This window comes from Candidatus Merdisoma sp. JLR.KK011, assembly GCF_036941125.1.
GTDB lineage: Bacteria > Bacillota > Clostridia > Lachnospirales > Lachnospiraceae > Laedolimicola.
On the sequence record NZ_JAYWSZ010000003.1, the window covers coordinates 2450897 to 2469830 of the forward strand.

The following is an 18934-nucleotide window of genomic DNA, read 5'->3' on the forward strand; positions in this document are numbered from 1 at the left end:
TACATGGTTAAGGTTCAGGTAAACGCACCCACACGCAAAGACAGCGCCGGATATGTGGTCAACGACCAAACCCTGCGCACATAAATAGTGTAACACATTTGTAAAAATTGTCAAGGCGTTTTTAGCATATTTTGACAATAAAATCGGGTGCAAAAGCACCCGATTTTGTTTATTTTTTAACATTTATTCTGATTCACATTTCTAAGTCTTATGATTTCTCCAACGCAAGCGTTCTGGTCGTAAGATCGCACACCTCAGCCGGCCCATAATACTGAATAGCTCCCGGAAATACGTAAGCAGTCTCTGCCGCCCACTCATCTCGGTGAGCCTCAAAGTACTTGAAGGGCTTTCCATCCAGTTCCACAAGAGCCTTCTTGATAACCGGCTTATCCTCGCCGTGTCTTCTCTCAATGTTCATCATCTTGGTAATCGGCATACCGCCCGCAACCCACTCTTCCGCCGGCCTGGACAGGTTGGAAACCTTGGAAAGGTAACCATTGTAGCCATACTGGATTAACATGAACGCATTGTAGCCGAGAGAGTAGCAATAGTCGGCATCAAAATTAGACGGAAATGCGCATCTTCCCTCATAACCGAAGAAATGCGTCTGGACTGCATACTTACCCACATAAGTTCCGGCCGCTTTTCTTGCTTTCAGCTTATCGCCTACGAGAGCAGCAAACAGTTTCTCGGACTCAATCAGGGAAACCTGTACATTGCCGTGAGGATCTCTCTCAAGGAAAAGCTGCTGCTGAATCGCCTGCGGAAGAATCGCAAATACTTCCATGGACTCCTTGGAAAGGCCTTTCTCGATAAACGCATACTTCTCGCCCCAATTGGGAAGCGCATTAAAGGCATCTGCCTTGCTGCCTGCAAGAAGTTCGTTGATCTCGCTGATCAAAGCGGAGAACTCCGGAACGAATTCTACCACGCCCTCCGGAATCACGACAACGCCAAAGTTGTGGCCCTTCGCTGCTCTCTTCTCCACGGAATCCGCAATATAATCTGCGATCTCAGACAGGGACTGCTTCTTTTCCTTAACCTCCTCGGAGATCAGGCAGATATTCGGCTGGCACTCCAGCGCACACTCCAGCGCAACATGAGAAGCGCTCCGTCCCATAACCTTGATGAAATGCCAGTATTTCTTGGCAGAGTTACAGTCTCTCTCAATGTTTCCAATCAATTCGCTGTAAGTCTTGGTTGCCGTATCAAAACCAAAGGAAATCTCAATGTCCTCGTTCTTTAAGTCGCCGTCGATGGTCTTCGGACACCCGATGACCTGTACGCCCGTGTTGTGCGCAGCCATGTACTCCGCAAGCACACATGCATTGGTGTTCGAATCGTCGCCGCCGATGATAACAATGGCAGTAATGCCGTGCTTCTTGCAAACCTCTACAGCAACCGCAAATTGCTCTTCGGTCTCCAGCTTGGTTCTTCCGGAGCCGATGATATCAAACCCTCCGGTATTTCTGTACTGATCAATGTAAGCATCATCAAAGACAATATACTGATCCTCAATCAGTCCGCTGGGACCTCCCTTGAAGCCAATCAGGACATTCTCTTTGTTGGTCGCCTTCAGCGCATCGTACAGGCCGCACACAACATTATGTCCGCCGGGCGCCTGTCCGCCGGAAAGAATCACGCCGACTACCTGCTTCTTAGCGGCAGAAGTATTCTGTCCCTTCTCAAAGGTAACCTCCGGTTTTCCGTAGGTATTCGGGAACAGCGCCTTGATTTTCTCCTGATCCGCTGCACTGGCCGTAGCGCTTCCCTCTTTAGCGGCAATCTCGGTAATGCCGTTTCTGAGCATTGCCGGAAGTTTCGGAACATATTCATATCTTGCTTTCTGAAGTGGTGAAAGATTCATAATCATACTCCTTTGTTATTTTTTTACAGAGCTTCAGACACTCTGATTCTAAACTATCACTATTTGGCAGTTTCGTCAACCTTTAGGCCGCCCGCCTTAATTGTTTGCAGCACCTTCTGATAGTCATTTATCTCTTTTTATATTTTCAAACTTTCAGCTTAAAACTGAAATTTATCGGCAAAATAAGCCTCTAACTCATCAATCTTCACACGAACCTGGGCCATGGAATCCCGATTGCGTACCGTCACGGCCCCATCCTCCTCAGACTCAAAGTCATAGGTAACGCAGAAGGGCGTTCCAATCTCATCCTGGCGGCGGTAGCGCTTTCCGATATTGCCCCGATCGTCAAACTCGCAGTTCCAGGTCTTGCACAGCTTCTGGTAAATCTTTTCCGCTCCCTCGTTCAGCTTCTTGGACAAAGGCAGCACGCCGATCTTCACAGGGGCCAGGGCCGGATGGAAATGCATCACGGTACGCATATCGCCGCCCTCAAGCTCCTCCTCGTCATAGGCTGCGCACAGGAAAGCCAGAACCACGCGGTCTGCGCCCAGGGAGGGCTCAATGACGTAAGGAATGTATTTTTCCTTTGTCTCATCGTCAAAGTAGGAGAGATCCGCCTTAGATACATTCTGATGCTGCGTCAAATCGTAATCGGTACGATCCGCAATGCCCCACAGCTCGCCCCAGCCAAAGGGGAACAGGAACTCAAGGTCTGTAGTAGCCTTGCTGTAGAAGCTCAGCTCTTCTTTCTCATGATCCCTTGCCCGAAGCTCGCCGTCCTTCATGCCAAGGGCCTTTAACCAGTCAATGCAGTACTGCTTCCAGTAAGCAAACCACTCAAGGTCTGTATCAGGCTTGCAGAAGAATTCCAGCTCCATCTGCTCAAACTCTCTGGTACGGAAGGTAAAGTTTCCGGGGGTAATCTCATTCCGGAAGGACTTTCCAATCTGGGCAATGCCGAAGGGAACCTTCTTTCTGGAGGTTCTCTGTACATTCTTAAAGTTTACGAAAATTCCCTGTGCCGTCTCCGGGCGCAGGTATACGGTATTCTTGGCATCCTCGGTAACGCCCTGGAAGGTCTTGAACATCAGGTTAAACTGGCGGATATCTGTAAAGTCGTGCTTTCCGCAGGAGGGGCAGGCAATTCCATGCTCGTCAATGTAAGCCTTCATCTCCTCCTGAGACCAGGCATCCACAGAGCCCTCTGCCGTGACATTGTTTTCCTTCATATAATCCTCAATCAACTGATCTGCGCGGAAACGGGCCTTGCAGCTCTTACAGTCCATCAGCGGATCGGAAAAGCTTCCCAGATGTCCGGAGGCTACCCAGGTCTGGGGATTCATAAGGATTGCACAGTCCACGCCTACGTTGTAGGGATTCTCCTGTACAAACTTCTGCCACCAGGCACGCTTTACATTGTTTTTCAGCTCCACGCCCAGGTTGCCGTAATCCCAGGTGTTGGCAAGGCCGCCGTAAATCTCAGAGCCAGGGTAGATAAACCCTCTCGCCTTTGCCAGGGCTGCAATTTTGTCCATTGTCTTTTCCATCACTCTATCTCCTTTTTACTTTATGTTCCGTAATATTTCGTTTTTATTTATAGATAATACAGGCCTGCAGCGCCTCTTCGCTGACGACTGCCTCCTTCTTTCCTACAATCTCCACGCTCCCCGAAGGACTGACACACTGAATGTCTCCCGGCACCTGGACGGTAAGGGCCTCGCTGGTTATCAGTACCTTCAGGCTCTCCGCTTTGGGCAGCTGGCTTACATCCGTAAGAGCGCCGTCCGCCGCCATAAATTCTCCGGCCAGATCGTATCCGGCGTCCATGGCTTCCTTTATGGTTCCCACAAAAAGCGTGCCTCCGGAATAAGCCTTGTAGTAATCCTCATAATACCGGGCCTCCGTAAACTGCATCTGCATAACGGCAGAACCGTCCTCCACCTCCAGGCTTTTGAGGGTCAGGGGATCGGTGCCGAAATTCCGGTTGTAATCTCCTACCTCCTGTTCGATATCTGCCCGAAGTCCTTCCGCATCATAAAAATCCTTTCCAAACTCTTCTATGACGGTGTAGGTCACCACTCCCTTTTTATCTACGGAAATGGTATTCACCGACGGAATCTCCTCGGAGCAGCCTGTCAGAAGAAGAACGAGCGCCAAAAGGCACAGACTTATTAACTTTTTCATACGCTTTCCTCCTCATAATATGAAGATCCGATCCTGTTGTTCCCGCGCCGGAGCTTCATTCCATGATAGTATAGCGTCTTTTTCCTTTTTTTTCAACTCATTTCCTCCAGAATCTCCAGAGATTTGAATTTTCCTTCCATATATAGGTCTCTAAAGCGGCGGAGCACGAAGCGAAGCTCTCCCAATACAGTCTCGGAGACTGTGAAGGTGTAGAGTTTTTCGGGAGGGGACGCCGTTACAAAGGACAGGGCGTACCGGGCGGAATCACTGATCTCGAACTCATCGAATTCCACGGGACAATCGCCGTTGATGACCAGGGTTTTCAGCTCGAATATGTAGCGGACCAGCTCATCCGGGATGTGCTTATTCAACAGGGCCCGAAGAGACTGGTACAGAAGCTTCAGCATAGGGAGCTCGTCGTTTGCTTCCCGGGTGTAGTACTCTGCCAATTCGCAGAAGTAGAAGCCATAGCAGGCTCCTTCTACATCCGTTCCAAGGTCGGAGAAATAATTCAACACCTTTGCCTGCATAAGGTTGAAGGAGCTGCGGCCTTCATAGACAAAGAATTCGCCGAATACAAAGGAACTGCACACAGCAAGAAGAGAGCTGTTCTGACGTCTGGCTCCCTTCGCAAATACTGTGATTTTTCCTCGTTCTTTTGTGAGCACGATCAGCCGCTTATCGTAATCATTGTACGGATATGCCGCCAGTACCATGCCGGTCACTGTGATTGTCTGTCCCATGTTCCATCTCTTTTCGGGCTGTGATGCTTTCCGGTTCTCTCCTCTGGGCCCGGGTTCTTATCCTTCCTGTGGATTCCCGGTAGGATAGATAATCCTCCACCGCGCCTGTTTCTTCAAATTGCTCCCATGTCATTTTTATCGCCCCTGTTCTAGTTCTAAGTATACGTTACCCGCTCGAAAGCGGATATTTTTTATGTGGCTTTTTGGTATACAAATAGAATCTCCATGAGAGGCTTTCTTATCCTGTTAAAAATATACCAGATCTTTTTTTCTGAAATGCCTTGACAGGCAGTCATACAGAGCTTCTGGCTGTGACTCAGGCGCTTTGTGATAGTTATATTTCTATGTCATTTTTGTTGTAGCCGAAATTTTTGATGAGATAATCGCTGTCGCGCCAGTCTTTTTTTACTTTTACCCAGAGCTGCAGGTTTACTTTGTGCTCCAGCTGCTGCTCGATCTCATAGCGGGCCGCGCTTCCTATCTTTTTCAGCATGGCTCCCTGCTTTCCGATGATGATGCCCTTGTGGCTGTCTTTTTCACAGATGATGACAGCTTCTATGTCTGTTACCTTTCCGCCGGATCGGGTTTTCATGCTCTCGATGGATACGGCGATTCCGTGGGGAATCTCTTCGTCCAGGCAGCGGAGGGCTTTTTCACGGATGAGCTCGGCTGCTATCTGGCGCATGGGCTGATCTGTTACGGTGTCCTCGTCAAAAAAGCTGGGGCCGTAGGGCAGGTATTTGAAGATCTGCTGTATCAGAACATCTGTGTTGTCGCCTTTGAGGGCGGATACCGGTACGATTTCGTCAAAATCGTGTATCTTCCGATAAGTGTCGATAAAAGGCAGAAGCTCTTCCTTTTTTACCGTATCTGTTTTGTTAATGACAAGGATCACCGGTGTGTTCACTTTTTTCAGCCGTTCTGCGATATGCCGGTCGCCGGGACCGACGAAGTCTGAGGGCTCCACCAGCCAGAGTATGACATCTACCTCCCGGAGTGTGCGCTCTGCTACGCTGACCATGTATTCTCCCAGCTTGTTTTTTGCCTTGTGAATGCCGGGGGTGTCTACAAAGACGATCTGCCCCTCCTGGCTGGTGTACACGGTCTGTATCCGGTTCCGGGTGGTCTGAGGCTTGTGGGAGGTGATGGCGATCTTCTGGCCGATTAACCGGTTCATCAGTGTTGATTTTCCCACGTTTGGCCTGCCAATCAAAGTGACAAAGCCGGACTTATTATCTGCCTTCATATAAATTGTGCTCCTATTTTAAGTTCCCTAAAAGTACAATGGTTACCGCCCGTCAGTTGTCTGGCAAGCGGTAACCGCTTTTTCTTATGGTTCTTTTCTTATTTTAAAACTTCACTTGGGAATAATCAATATTTTCTTTCTTACTCTGCATCCGGTTCAGTATGTACAGAATAGACAGCAGCAGTGCAACGGATACAATCAGAGGCACCACCAGGCTTCCGCCCATGAGCCCCATCAGTATATGACCCGCGAAACAGCATACCAATACGGTTGACGCATAGTACATCTGGGAGGATACGTGATCCAGATGGTTGCAGCCGGCTCCTGTTGAGGAGAGTATCGTGGTGTCGGAAATGGGTGATACATGGTCTCCGTAAACGGCTCCGCCCAGCGTACAGCCAAAAATAGGCAGCAGCAGATGCTGTGTCTGAGGCGTGCCTGCAATGGCTGCTCCGATGGGAATCAGGATAGCCATCGTTCCCCAGGAGGTTCCTGTTGAAAATCCTAGGAATGCAGCTACAATCAGAATTACCGCCGGAAGCAGGAATACGGGGAATGAAGAATTGGAAATAGCGTTTCCTACCAGCTCGCCCGTGTTCAGATAATCGGAGCTGCACACGCCGCCGATGGTCCATGCCAGAATCAGAATGGTAAAGGCCGGAACCATGGATTTGATTCCCTCGGTTATGCCGCCCATAAAGTCCACAAAGCTTAAAACCTTACGGGGAATATAGAGGATAAAAGTCACTACCAGTCCCAGGAAGCTTCCAAGCACCAGGGAGAAGGAGGAATCGCACTCGCCGAAGGAGGACAAGAAGGGCGTTCCCGAGAAGCCGCCTCCGGTATAAACCATGGCAAGCACCGTACATACAATCAGCGCAAGAATGGGAATTACCAAGTCATACACTTTTCCCTTCAGAGCCTTTTTGCTGCCGCCGCCGAAATCATCCGTCACTACATTTTCCGTGTGGGTAAAGAGATCGCCTTTTTCAATGGCGTTTTTCTCAAATTTCGCCATGGGGCCGTAATTGATCTTCGTCAGACACACAACCAGAATCATTATGATTGTTAAAATAGCGTAAAAATTATAGGGAATGGTCTTTACAAAGGTGGTCATTCCGTTCATTCCCGTAGCGTCTGACATATAGGAGGCCACGGAAGCGCCCCAGCTTGACACCGGAGCTATGATGCAGATAGGCGCGGCAGTGGCGTCCAGAAGATAGGCCAGCTTTGCCCGGGAGATGCGGTGCTTATCCGTCACGGGACGCATTACCGTTCCTACAGACAGGCAGTTAAAATAGTCGTCAATAAAAATCAGGCAGCCCAGGGCGCTTGTTGCAAGGGCGGCGCCTCTTCTTGTTGTCAGCTTTCTGGAAGCCCACTCTCCATAGGCTGCAGAGCCTCCGGCACGGGTCACAATGACTACCAGTGCTCCCAGAAGCCCCAGGAAAATCAAAATGTTCACATTGTCGCCGATCTTGCTTCCCATCAGCCCAAAGGCCGAGGTCACCATGCCCACCACATTGCCCTGGCTGTAAATCAGTGTTCCGGCCAGAATTCCGACGAGCAGGGAGGAAATAACCTCCTTCGTAATCAGCGCCAGGCCGATTGCAATAATCGGCGGCAGAATTGACAGTATCAGTTGTAAAGTATCCATTTACAAACTCCCTCCTTTGTCCTTTCACAGGGATTGGACAGAATCCCCATTCATTATCTATCCTTACAGAGCCGGACGCCTAACGCCCGGCTCGTAGAGGCATTTGCTGCATCTGTCCGGTAAGAGACCTCCTAATGGAACAGGTTCCGCACCGTATCAAAAAGTCCCTTCTGCTCCTCCAGCTTCGCTTCATTTCCAATCACGCAGAGATGATTCTGCGACAGCACTGCTTTCAGATAAGGCGCAAGGGCTCGGATGTCCTTACTTTCACAGGTAAGCACCTGATCTCTTTCGCGCTGTACGGTCTCCTCTTTTAGTCCCTGCAGCCAGGCGCTCATGGATCGTGCTCCCTTTGCGTTGGGATTCAAAGGCGTATCCAGATTGCTGACCGTGCCGATGATATATTTTGTCATATCACGCTCCGATACCTCAAACTGCTCCACATAATCTGCGCTTTCCTCAAAAATCTGATTGGTCTTATCCAGATTGGGATCGCGATAAGACATCATATACCCCGCTCCAGTCCGGGTATAATTGTTCATGCAGCCGTAAGCGCCGCCCTTCACCCGGACATTATTCCAGAGATAATCGTAACTCATAATGGTCCGCAGCACGGACAAGGCCCCTGTATAGGGAAGTCCGGCCTCCCCGAAGCTTCCGGCCCTTGCCACATACTGGATCTGGGAAGAGGTCTTTAAGCCTTCGTTTGTCCGGGCTGCCTTCAGGCTCCAATGCTCCTTCTCCACCGGCTCACGGTAAAGCTTTGTAAGAAGAGCCCCCACCTGTTTCTTTAAATCCTCCAGGCTCTTTTTCTCCGCCGTGTAGCTGACTGTCAGATTCTCCTTCCGGAACAGGCAGCGGGCCAGTTCCGAAAGGCCGCCGGCAATCTGCTCCCAGTCTTCAGAGAGCTTCTCCTGCACCCTCTCCATAAACTCATAGAAAGCCACGCCGCCCGTCTCGTCCGCAAAACAGGAGCTCTCCGAAAAATAAGACATAGCGCGCAGAGCTGCCATGGAATGGCCTGCCGTGGTAAATACCATCTGCAGCCTTGATCTTGTCTCCGCCGAGACCTCCGTAAGCCGCTTCCGGTCCCAAAGCTTCGAGGTCAGCAGCATCTCCTCTATCATGGAAAATGCCCTGGGAAGCTCTTCATAGAGCGCCTTACAGCGCACTTCAAACATGGCCGTATAGGTTCCCGGCTCCTTAAGGCTCTCGTAGGAATTGACCCCACAGGAAATCCCCCCTGTATGAAGGTTCAGCTCCGTGGCAAATTCACCGTAGGTATAATGCTCCGTGTCCACATTTCCAAGAACTGCCTTTAAAAGCCCCAGACAGGGCACCAGCTTCCTCGGAATCTCATTGGCCCGGAACATCAGATTCACATAACCGATTCCGTTGGTATACAGATCGTGGTGCACCACCTGTACATCTCCCAGTGAGTAAACCTCGTTCTGGAAAGAAAGGGCTTTCTTCCCGATATCCTCACGCTCCAGAAGCGGAATTTTCTCCAGGTCCTCCTGGGAGGAAGGCTCGCTCTGATACTCCTTCAAGTGTCTGGTAAATGCAATCAGTTCCGCAATCTGATTTTTGTCAAGACCATCCTTATATTCCCGGAGCCGCTTCTGAAGCTCCTCGTCCTGCCGGGCTGTCAGCCCCTTTTCGGGCCGTATGATAACAATAGAGGCATGGGGATTGTCAAGCAGGTACGTCCGTATCAGTCCCTCAAAATATCCCTTATCCGCCTGCTCCTTCAGAAAGGCAAAGGTCTCCACCGCCTCCAGATGAAGAAATACACTGTTTTCATCGTAGAGCCAGCTGTCAAAGGCCTGAAGACCATACATCAGCCCGGCCGGATAACTGCCGAAATCTGCCTCCCGGTAACGGAATTCAAAATAGTTGATTCCTGCCCTGAGAGCCTTCTCATCCAGCCCTTTTTCCAGCAGACTGCGGAGGGTATTCTCAATCACTTCCACAAAAGCACCCTTCTGCTCCTCATTGGCTTCCTTTGCTATGATAGAGAAAATAGGCTGCTTCACCCCATTATCATAGGAGCTCATAATGTCCCTGCCGATTCCGGCGTCTAAAAGAGCCTGCTTCAAGGGCGCTCCCGGCATGGAGAGGAGCACATACTCCAGCACCTGCATAGCAAGGTAGAGTTTTTTGTCCATGGTATCGCCCACGGATTTATTATAAGAAAGGTAGGTTTTGTCCTCGGTTCCCTCCTCTGCAGAGACGGAATACTCCCTTACTACCTCCCGTGTCTCTGTAAAGGGCTTCTGAGTACGCACTTCGGAATCCACGGGGAGACAATCATATCTGCTCAGATAGTTTTTGTCAAGCCAGTCGAGCTTTTCCGCCATGTCACAGTCACCGTAGAGGTAAATGTAGCTGTTGGACGGATGATAGTACCGGCTGTGGAAATCCAGAAATTCGCTGTACTTAAGGGTGGGAATAGCCTCCGGATCGCCGCCGGATTCATTGGCATAGGTGGTGTCCGGGTACAGGGAATTCAGAATCTCACGCTCCAGTACGCCCTCCGGGGAGGAAAACGCACCCTTCATCTCGTTGTACACCACGCCGTTCAAGGTCAAGGGAGCGTCCTCGGATTCCAGCTCATAATGCCAGCCCTCCTGTCGGAAGATCTCCTCCTTTTCGTAGATATTGGGGTAAAAAACCGCGTCCATATATACGTGGATCAGATTCTGGAAATCCCGTTCATTGCAGCTTGCCACGGGATAGACCGTCTTATCCGGGTAGGTCATGGCATTTAAAAAGGTATTCAGAGAACCCTTTGCCAGCTCCACAAAGGGATCTTTAACCGGGAATTCCTTGGAACCGCACAGAACCGAGTGTTCCAGAATGTGAGGCACGCCGGTGTCGTCCGGCGCCGGTGTCCGAAAACCGATGTAGAAGACCTTATTATTGTCCTCGTTGGAAAGGAGACAGACCTTTGCGCCTGTCTTTTTGTGCTTCAAATAGTAACCGGTGGATTTCAGCTCATTAATTGCTCTTTTTTCTATCAGTTGGTAGGCTTCTAATTGTTCTATTGTCATTTTTATACTCCTGGCTTTTTACTTTCATACACTACAGAGGCACCGCAACGATGCACTCCTTATAATATCTGGTATAGTATACCACCTTTTTGCCTTGTTTAAAAGGAAAAATTTTCTTATCTTACATCCGCTCTCAGTCAAAAATGCCGGAAAACCTGCACAAACAAGATTTCCCGGCATCTATTCTTACTAACTTAACTGATTTTTACAGATTTTCTTTGAAGAAGTTCTCAATTGCCTCTGCTGCAGCATCCTCATCCTCACCGTCAACGGTTACGGTAAGCTCAACGCCCTTCTTAACGCCCATGGACATCACTGCCATAATTCTCTTGGCATCTGCCTTCTTAGCGCCGCTGTCCAGCGTCACTGCACTCTTATACTTTGCTGCTTCCTTTACCAGCAGTCCCGCCGGTCTTGCATGAAGTCCTAACTCATCCTGTACTACATACTTAAACTCTTTCATTGTTCTGTCTCTCCTTTATGTTTATTCATATTTCCAATTGTCTGGTGCGGCCGCGGCGCCCTTTGGCCAAAGTCATGCCGATGGCCGGCGGAACCGCCCCGTACAATTATTCACAAATTCCAAAGGCTTCATTCCCGGAATATCTCCAAAAACCAGGCTGCCTTTTTTGCTTCCCTTCAAGAACGCCGAGAGGTTTTACTCCGCCTCACGAATCTTCTTGCGCAGCTCCAGCGTAAATACGGGAGATACGGAAAGCTCGTCAATGCCCATCTGCAGGAACCGGCGTGTGAGCTCCATGTCCGCGCCCAGCTCGCCGCAGATTCCGCACCATGCGCCATGCTCATGGGCACACTCAATGGTCCGCTGAATCATCCGCAGCACTGCCTCGTGATGGGGATCGTAAATATTATCCAAAGACTGGTTCTGACGGTCAATGGCCAGAGTATACTGGGTCAGATCGTTGGTTCCGATACTGAAGAAGTCTACCTCTGCCGCCAGCATATCCGCAATCATAACGGCCGCCGGCGTCTCAATCATAATACCAAGCTCCACATCGCCAAAGGGAATGTCCGCCTTGGTAAGCTCCGCCTTCACTTCCTCCACGATTCCCTTGATCTTCTTTACCTCATCCACAGAGATAATCATGGGGAACATAATGGAAGCCGTGCCGTAAGCGCTTGCCCGGAAAATAGCGCGCAGCTGTGTCTTAAACACTTCCGTCCGCTCCAGGCAGATCCGGATAGCCCTAAAGCCCATAGCCGGATTCTCTTCCTTCGGAATCTTGAAATAATCCGCCTGCTTGTCGGCTCCGATATCCAGAGTACGGATAATCACTTTCTTTCCGTTCATCTTGGAAATCACATTCTTATATACGTTAAACTGTTCCTCCTCTGTGGGATAGTCATCTCTTCCCAGGTACAGGAACTCGCTTCGGAAGAGGCCGATACCCTCGGAGTCATTCTCCAGAACGGAATCCACGTCCTCCTCGCTTCCGATATTGGCATACAGATGTACCACCTTGCCGCTCTTGGTCACAGTGGGCAGTCCCTTTAAGCTCTGGAGCAGAAGCTTTCTCTCCTCCTCGCGCTTCTTCTTCTCCTGCATCACGGCCAGGGTTACTTCATCGGGCTCAATGTGGATCTCTCCCGTAAAGCCGTCCACAACGCCCATCTTTCCATTCAGCTCTGTATCCAGAACAATGTCCGTGGTCACAAGGCACGGAATGTTCATCATACGGGCCAGGATGGCTGTGTGGGAATTGGCGGAGCCCTTCTGCGTTACAAGGGCCAGAATCTTATCCTTCTCAAACTGCACGGTCTCGCTGGGCGCCAGATCCTCCGCCAGAATAATCACCGGCTCAGGCATGGCCTCGGCGCTTACCTGGGTGCCGCTTAAGATAGCAATCAGACGGCTGGAAATATCATTGATATCCGCCGCACGGCCGCGCATATAATCATCATCCATGCTCAGGAAAATGGCTGCGCACTGCTCGCCTGTCACAAACACTGCATATTCCGCATTGACCTTGTCCTGCTCAATCATGCCTGTAATGCCTTCTACGAAATCCAAATCCTCCAGCAGCATCTGATGAGCCTCAAAAATCTCAGCCTCTGCCTCTCCCACATCGCGCATGGTTTTCTCTTTCAGAAGCGCAAGCTGTCCGGCCGCCTTCTCCTTTGCTGCCATATAGCGCGCAATCTCGGCCTGGGGATCTTCAATGGATCTCTTCTCCACTACCTGCGCCGCTTTTTTGTACACGAACAGCTTTCCGATTGCCACTCCGGCAAATACGCTCTTGCCTTGACGTGTTTCCATAGAATTCGTACCTCCCTATTCCAAGTTCCCTGATATTCCGGTAAAGCTTCTTTACCTTTAGTATACCCTCAATATACAGAAAAGCCCGGCCTTCCTGCACAATGAGGGTAACACTTGAATTGTAAATAGTATACTAGTTATTGCCATAAAAGTCAATGGCAATTAGGACTTATGTCCACCGCTCCAGAGCTTTTTATGTAAAACTTCGTAATATTGCAAAAAAGGAGTTTCTTTATGGCAGCATTCCGTAAAAAAACTCCTTTTTCTTACATTCTATCTCTTTACCTTAGACAGAGCCGCAGGATCTGCAATTACAGTTACATCCGGATGGAACTGGATGATGGAGGCAGGCACCTGGGGCGTTACCTCTCCGCAGAGAGCCGCAGCCGTAATATCCGCCTTGTCCTCGCCGCTTATAATCATCAGAAGCTTTCTTGCGCGCATAATGGTGCCGATTCCCATGGTGTAAGCCTGACGGGGCACGTCGTCTGCAGAGGCGAAGAAACGCTTGTTGGCCTCAATGGTCATCTCTGTCAGATCCACGCAGTGCGTATCGCCGTCAAAAAAGCTGCCCGGCTCGTTAAATCCGATGTGTCCGTCATGTCCGATACCCAGAAGCTGGATATCCACACCGCCCAGGGAACGGATCAGCTCCTCGTAGCGCTGTCCCTCTTTTTCCGCATCCGGCTGTGTGCCGTCGGGCACATGAGTACGGGTCGGATCGATGTTAATCCGGCTGTAAAGATGCTTATTCATAAAATAATAGTAACTCTGATCGTTGCTGTGATCCAGTCCGCGGTACTCGTCCAGATTCACTGTAGCCGCCTTGGAAAAGTCCAAATCTCCGCTCTTGCACCACTCGGCCAGGCAGTCGTAGGTTCCGATGGGGGTGGAGCCTGTTGCCAGTCCCAGTACGCTCTCCGGCTTCAAGGTCACCTGCGCTGCCAGGATATGGGCTGCCTTTCTGCTCATGTCTGCATAGTCTTTCGCTTCGATAATTCTCATGTTTTCCTCCTTATTCCGGTTCCGTAATCTCTCCCTGATTTCCGGCTGGTATTTGATACCTTAAACGGTTAATTCTATCTTAACAAACCCCCTATTCTTTGTCAACGGATTCTGCTTCCTCTTCTGCCTGCGCCTCCTCTTCCAAGGTATCCGTTTCCTCTCCTGCTTCTGCCGTGCCTGCCTCAAGCTCTTCCAATTCCACGGTCATCTCCTCTGCATTCACATCCTCCTCGGAGACAATCTTCACCTGGCCGCTTTCCAGCTCCTGGATAGCCAGGGAAAGGGGCTTCTTTCCGTTGTCCGGCACCAGCGGCTGCTCTCCCGCAATAATCTGGCGGGCGCGCTTGGAGGTTGCCAGCACAATTGAATAGCGGCTGTTCACTACGGGAGTTTCTCCTTCCTCCACGCCGCTGTTTACTACCTTCATTAAATCTGTGTATGACGGATGTAACATACAATCACCCTATCCTTTCTATACATTCTGAATATTTTTTGTTTTCTTACTTGGAAAATGCTTTTAAGTCCTCGCGGATGGCTTCAATCCGCTCTGCCCCCCGGCATGTCCGGCTCCGCTCGCACTCTACAATCTGGTGCACATGCTCCACGCAGGCGTTCAGATCGTCGTTGATTACAAAATAATCGTAATCTTCGATTCCTTTCGCTTCCTCTACCGCCCTGGCAAGACGGCTCTCAATAATCTCCGGCTTTTCCGTTCCCCTGTCTGTCAGCCGCCGGCGAAGCTCCTGGGCGCTTGGAGGCGATACAAACAGAAGAACCGTATCCGGGAACCGCTCCTTTACCTTTCTGGCCCCCTGGATCTCGATCTCCAGAACCACGTCCCGGCCCCGCTCCAGCTGTTCCTCCACGTAAGCCTTTGGCGTTCCATAGTAGTTGCCCACATAGCAGGCATACTCAATCAGCTCTTCCCGGGCAATCATTCCTTCGAATTCTTCCCGGGTTTTAAAAAAGTATTCTCTTCCTTCCGCCTCACCCTCTCTGGGGGCCCGGGTGGTGGCGGAGATGGAAAGCGCATAATTTTCATGCTGACGAAGGAGTTCTCTCATCAGCGTCCCTTTTCCGGCTCCGGAAAAACCGGATACCACCAGTAAGATTCCTTTTTTTCCCATATATCTCCCTCTACTCGATGTTCTGGATCTGCTCACGCACCTTCTCAATGCCTGTCTTAAGCTCAATAGCCCGGTTGGAAACCTCCAGGTCATTTGCTTTGGAGAGAATGGTATTGGCCTCCCGGTTCATCTCCTGTGCAATGAAATCCAGCTTGCGGCCCACGCTGTCCTTCTCGTTCAGGACAGCCCTTGTGTGCTCCATATGGCTTCTTAAGCGCACCAGCTCCTCATCCACGCAGATCTTGTCGGCAAAAATGGTAACCTCCGTGGCAAGACGGCTTTCCTCTATCTGTGCATCCTGCAGAAGCTCCTCTACCTTTTCCTTAAGCCTGCCGCGGTATTCCGCCACAATCTGGGGAGCGCGCTCCTCGATAAAGGCCACATGCTCCAGCATCTCGTCAAGCTTGGCTGTGAGATCGCGCTTAAGGTTCTCCCCTTCCTTCGACCGGGTCTCTACCATCTGCCTGCAGGCGCCCTCCAGCGCCTCTTTCAAAAGCTTCCACAGCTCTTCCTCGTCATCCCGGGTTTCTTCCATTACCAGGACTTCAGGGTAACGGGAAAGGGCGGCGGCGTCTATGGCGCTTTCCAGACAGAATTCCTCTGACATCTGCTTCAGATAGTTCAGATATTCTGCCGCAAGCTCCCGGTTATACCGGAGAACACCCTTTGTCTCGGAAAGATCTTCATAGGTGATGAAAAGATCTACCTTTCCCCGCTGGAGATAGGTCTTTAAAAGACTGCGGACAGCTGATTCGAAGAAGTTCAGCTTTTTTGGCATCTTGATGTTTACGTCCAGATACCTGTGATTTACGGATTTCATCTCTACCGTCATTTTCCGGTCGCCCTCGGATACCTCGCAGCGGCCGAAGCCTGTCATGCTTTTTACCATGGTGGTTTCTCTCCTGTATGATGGTCATTTGGGTTTTATTATAGTGGAAATGGGGGGGAGCGTCAAGGGTGTTGGGGATTTTTGTTGAGGGGGACGGACGCCGGGCCGCGGCGAGATCCGGGCTCCGGCTTTTCCATATCTTGTGTTCGGACGGTTCACGTACACGCTGCCTGCTCTGGACGGACATTTGGGAAGGTGTTTTTAGCTGGTGTTTTTGATAATGTCCGTCCATATCAGACAGGGTGTGCGTGAACAGCCGGACACTGGATATTGGAAAAGCCGGAGCCCGGATCTCGCCGCGGCCCGGCTGTTTTTGGTGACGTGTGAGTTGATGGGGTAAGGTTTGGTTGGATTAGAATTGGATGGGGGGTGTTTGGGGGGATAGGGGTTCCATCTGGTATTCTGGGAATTGGTCTAAGAGGGTTTCTAGGCATTGGCTGGTTTCGGTTATTACGTCGTGGGCGAGCATGATTACTTTTTTTCGGTCCAGGGTGCTGGTGACGGCGTTTTGGATGAGGGTCTCGGCTTTGGGGCTGGATACGGCGTCTTCCAGGCTTGCGTTCCAGTCGTAGTAGATGTAGCCGCGGTCTGTCATTTCCTGGGCTATCTGCTGGCAGACTTTTTTATTGTGGGCGTTGATGCTGCCACCGGGAAAGCGGAAGATCTTTGCTTCTGTGCCGGTTGCGGCTTTGATGGCTTCCTGGGCTTTTTCGAAGTCGGCCAGGTAGCTGTCTACGCTGGCGTATAGGGCCTTGTAGTCGTGGCTGTAGCAGTGGATTCCTATGGTGTGGCCTTCCTGGAGGATTCTTCTTGCCATTTCCGGGTGCTTTTCTACATTTTCGCCTACCAGGAAGAAGGTGGCCTTGATGTTCCTGGCTTTCAGGATGTCCAGAACTCTGGCGGTGTTTTCCTCGGAGGGGCCGTCGTCGAAGGTCAGGTACATGGTTTTGGGATGCAGGTAGGCGTCTATGCCTTCTGCAATGCCTTTTGCAAGCTGCTCCTGATACTCTGGGCTTTCCAGCTTTTTCCGCTCGGCTTTGTTGGTGAGGAAGCCGGTTTCTATGAGGCAGGAGGGCATGGTGCACTCCCGGATTACGTAGAGCTCCTCGTTTTCTACCAGCTCCCGTGAAACGGCTCCTGTGCTCCGGACAGCGTATTTCTGGATGATACGGGAAAGGCGTTGGCTTTCTTCTCTCTGGTTCTGGCTGCTGTACCAGATCTCGATCCCCTCTGCGTCTGCTTCCTCGCTTGCGTTCTGATGGATACTGATGTAGAGGTCGGCTCCTGTTTCGTTGGCTGCTTTTGCACGTTCCTCCAGGGTCAGCTCCTGGTCGCCGTTTCGGGTAAGGCGTACCCGATAGCCCATTTCCAAAAGCTCTTTCTGTATCTGGCATACGATGTGAAGATTGATTTCCTTTTCCTGTACACCGTTCCTGGAGCAGCCCTCGTCCTCTCCTCCGTGTCCGGGATCCAGGACGATGAGTGTTTCTCCCGGCTCTTTTTTCAGATCTCCCACGGGGATTCCGGATAGGGGCTCCTGCCGGTTGTCCGGAACCAGGAAGAGCTGTTCTTTCGCAACGCCTTCCCCTATGGCCGCCTGGGATGCCTGGCCGGAAGCGGATTTTATCTGGATTCGATACTTTGCCATGGGGTTGACGGAAACAACCGTCATAACAACCGCCAGCAAGAAGATCATGATATTTTTCCCCGTTCTGCCTATGGATTTCTCCCTCCACTTTACATAATCACTGGATTTTCCGGCGTAATCTCCATACGGCCCCCACAGGTACAGACCAGATTTTTGCATTTGTACTGCCCCCTTTTATCCTGCTTTTACTCTCTATATACATCATATTCAGGGGCAACATCAAAACTTCATATTTTTGGCATCATTTTTGCATCTTTTTTCCATAGATAAGAAAAAGACTGTTGGGATACAGAAATGGCTGATGCTGTATTTCCCAATAGTCTTTTATATTATGTAAACTATGTTAATTTAATAAACCACTCATTAATGCCCTCATAAAACCCTATCGTAACCACCGTGCTGCGCTCCTCCATTCCTGGAAAACGGTACTTTACAAAATCAGGCGTAGTCTCCATCAGGGGATTGTCCGAATCATAAGCCTCCCTCCCCGTAAGTCCCAGATATCCGCCCCAGGCATCCATCATCTCTTCCGGGTTCATCTGCGGCCAAAGACTGTCTGTCCGAGCGTAAAAGCTGTAAATCTTCCCGGAATCCGCATCAATATAGGCGTCAATCAGCCGGTTGGCCTTGTCTGCGTTCTGATGGCTGGTGGAAAGGCTCACCCTCCAGACAGCCATGTTGTTCTGAGGCTCCAGCACGTCAATTGCCGAATAAAGCACGGCGTTGTAGGAGGAAGGATCTACCTCCTTCACACTCTTTGAGAGAACCCCAAGCTCCTTCAAGGCTTCAAGCTCCTGGTTGCATATGGAAAATATCTCCTCATCCGCAATTTCCTTTTCCGAGGGTCCCTGCCGGTTCGTCACAAAGGCATAAGAACCCATAAGCCCCTCATAGCTTCTGTCTGCGTCGCTGGTATCCGCCCTGGTCACGGCGCTCAGCTCGCTCTCCGGAAGCACCTGCCGGCTTAAGCACTCTGACAGCAGATACAGTTTTTCGTTGCTGCTTAAGGTATAACGGTAGCCTTGATTGAGATTCTCCGTTTCCTCAAAGGTAATCTCATTCAAAGCCGAACGGTCTTTGTAACGGGCTATCTGCTCCGGCCCTAAGACGGCCGCAAGCAGAATCAGCGCTGTCAGTGCAATAACCGCCAGATTTCCCGCCTTCTTTTGTTCCATCATCTTTTTGTCTCCTCACAAGTATGGCGCTGCATCCTTTGGCGGACGCAGCCTGCTGCCTC

Annotated in this window: 16 protein-coding genes; all 16 read right to left on the reverse strand. The window is 50.6% G+C overall.

Going from position 1 to position 18934, the window contains the following annotated elements; genetic code table 11:
• Positions 1-208: 208 nt before the first annotated feature.
• Complete coding sequence (locus VV089_RS13055; protein ID WP_334336150.1) at positions 209-1867, reverse strand: diphosphate--fructose-6-phosphate 1-phosphotransferase; 1659 nt, start codon at positions 1865-1867, stop codon at positions 209-211.
• 158 nt (positions 1868-2025) lie between these two features.
• The gene (locus VV089_RS13060; RefSeq protein WP_334336151.1) at positions 2026-3414 is read right to left on the reverse strand and encodes a glycine--tRNA ligase; all 1389 of its coding nucleotides are present in this window, start codon (positions 3412-3414) and stop codon (positions 2026-2028) included.
• Positions 3415-3457: 43 nt separating this feature from the next.
• Entirely contained in the window at positions 3458-4051 is a 594-nt protein-coding gene (locus VV089_RS13065; protein WP_334336152.1) for a hypothetical protein, read from the reverse strand.
• Between the two features lie 92 nt (positions 4052-4143).
• Positions 4144-4794 (reverse strand): DNA repair protein RecO, encoded by a 651-nt coding sequence (gene recO / locus VV089_RS13070; protein WP_334336153.1) that lies wholly within the window; start codon positions 4792-4794, stop codon positions 4144-4146.
• Complete coding sequence (locus VV089_RS13075) at positions 4739-4927, reverse strand: hypothetical protein (RefSeq protein ID WP_334336154.1); 189 nt, start codon at positions 4925-4927, stop codon at positions 4739-4741. Before VV089_RS13075 ends, recO begins: the two co-directional genes overlap by 56 nt.
• A 201-nt stretch (positions 4928-5128) precedes the next feature.
• Entirely contained in the window at positions 5129-6040 is a 912-nt protein-coding gene (era, locus tag VV089_RS13080) for a GTPase Era (protein WP_334336155.1), read from the reverse strand.
• A gap of 103 nt (positions 6041-6143) precedes the next feature.
• Positions 6144-7697: a Na+/H+ antiporter NhaC family protein gene (locus tag VV089_RS13085; RefSeq protein WP_172541707.1), complete on the reverse strand. Its 1554-nt coding sequence runs from the start codon at positions 7695-7697 to the stop codon at positions 6144-6146.
• Between the two features lie 131 nt (positions 7698-7828).
• A complete protein-coding gene (locus VV089_RS13090; protein WP_334336156.1) occupies positions 7829-10750 on the reverse strand; it encodes an insulinase family protein in 2922 nt (973 codons plus the stop codon).
• Positions 10751-10955: 205 nt separating this feature from the next.
• Positions 10956-11213: an HPr family phosphocarrier protein gene (locus VV089_RS13095; protein ID WP_172541705.1), complete on the reverse strand. Its 258-nt coding sequence runs from the start codon at positions 11211-11213 to the stop codon at positions 10956-10958.
• A 195-nt stretch (positions 11214-11408) separates the two neighbouring features.
• A complete protein-coding gene (ptsP, locus tag VV089_RS13100; protein WP_172541704.1) occupies positions 11409-13028 on the reverse strand; it encodes a phosphoenolpyruvate--protein phosphotransferase in 1620 nt (539 codons plus the stop codon).
• 273 nt (positions 13029-13301) lie between these two features.
• Positions 13302-14033, reverse strand: coding sequence for a glucosamine-6-phosphate deaminase (gene nagB, locus VV089_RS13105; RefSeq protein WP_172541703.1), 732 nt, complete (start codon positions 14031-14033; stop codon positions 13302-13304).
• 91 nt (positions 14034-14124) lie between these two features.
• Entirely contained in the window at positions 14125-14487 is a 363-nt protein-coding gene (rpoZ, locus tag VV089_RS13110) for a DNA-directed RNA polymerase subunit omega (RefSeq protein ID WP_172541702.1), read from the reverse strand.
• A 46-nt stretch (positions 14488-14533) separates the two neighbouring features.
• Positions 14534-15160: a guanylate kinase gene (gene gmk / locus VV089_RS13115; protein WP_334336157.1), complete on the reverse strand. Its 627-nt coding sequence runs from the start codon at positions 15158-15160 to the stop codon at positions 14534-14536.
• Between the two features lie 10 nt (positions 15161-15170).
• The gene (locus VV089_RS13120) at positions 15171-16049 is read right to left on the reverse strand and encodes a YicC/YloC family endoribonuclease (RefSeq protein WP_172541700.1); all 879 of its coding nucleotides are present in this window, start codon (positions 16047-16049) and stop codon (positions 15171-15173) included.
• Positions 16050-16401: 352 nt separating this feature from the next.
• Complete coding sequence (locus VV089_RS13125; protein ID WP_334336158.1) at positions 16402-17856, reverse strand: N-acetylmuramoyl-L-alanine amidase; 1455 nt, start codon at positions 17854-17856, stop codon at positions 16402-16404.
• A 179-nt stretch (positions 17857-18035) separates the two neighbouring features.
• Entirely contained in the window at positions 18036-18875 is an 840-nt protein-coding gene (locus tag VV089_RS13130) for a hypothetical protein (protein WP_334336159.1), read from the reverse strand.
• Positions 18876-18934: the final 59 nt, after the last annotated feature.

Coding starts and splice junctions, on each gene's coding strand:
- VV089_RS13055 (WP_334336150.1), bottom strand. CDS start 1,867: ATGAATCTTTCACCACTTCAGAAAGCAAGATATGAATATGTTCCGAAA.
- VV089_RS13060 (WP_334336151.1), bottom strand. CDS start 3,414: ATGGAAAAGACAATGGACAAAATTGCAGCCCTGGCAAAGGCGAGAGGG.
- VV089_RS13065 (WP_334336152.1), bottom strand. CDS start 4,051: ATGAAAAAGTTAATAAGTCTGTGCCTTTTGGCGCTCGTTCTTCTTCTG.
- recO (WP_334336153.1), bottom strand. CDS start 4,794: ATGGGACAGACAATCACAGTGACCGGCATGGTACTGGCGGCATATCCG.
- VV089_RS13075 (WP_334336154.1), bottom strand. CDS start 4,927: ATGACATGGGAGCAATTTGAAGAAACAGGCGCGGTGGAGGATTATCTA.
- era (WP_334336155.1), bottom strand. CDS start 6,040: ATGAAGGCAGATAATAAGTCCGGCTTTGTCACTTTGATTGGCAGGCCA.
- VV089_RS13085 (WP_172541707.1), bottom strand. CDS start 7,697: ATGGATACTTTACAACTGATACTGTCAATTCTGCCGCCGATTATTGCA.
- VV089_RS13090 (WP_334336156.1), bottom strand. CDS start 10,750: ATGACAATAGAACAATTAGAAGCCTACCAACTGATAGAAAAAAGAGCA.
- VV089_RS13095 (WP_172541705.1), bottom strand. CDS start 11,213: ATGAAAGAGTTTAAGTATGTAGTACAGGATGAGTTAGGACTTCATGCA.
- ptsP (WP_172541704.1), bottom strand. CDS start 13,028: ATGGAAACACGTCAAGGCAAGAGCGTATTTGCCGGAGTGGCAATCGGA.
- nagB (WP_172541703.1), bottom strand. CDS start 14,033: ATGAGAATTATCGAAGCGAAAGACTATGCAGACATGAGCAGAAAGGCA.
- rpoZ (WP_172541702.1), bottom strand. CDS start 14,487: ATGTTACATCCGTCATACACAGATTTAATGAAGGTAGTAAACAGCGGC.
- gmk (WP_334336157.1), bottom strand. CDS start 15,160: ATGGGAAAAAAAGGAATCTTACTGGTGGTATCCGGTTTTTCCGGAGCC.
- VV089_RS13120 (WP_172541700.1), bottom strand. CDS start 16,049: ATGGTAAAAAGCATGACAGGCTTCGGCCGCTGCGAGGTATCCGAGGGC.
- VV089_RS13125 (WP_334336158.1), bottom strand. CDS start 17,856: ATGCAAAAATCTGGTCTGTACCTGTGGGGGCCGTATGGAGATTACGCC.
- VV089_RS13130 (WP_334336159.1), bottom strand. CDS start 18,875: ATGATGGAACAAAAGAAGGCGGGAAATCTGGCGGTTATTGCACTGACA.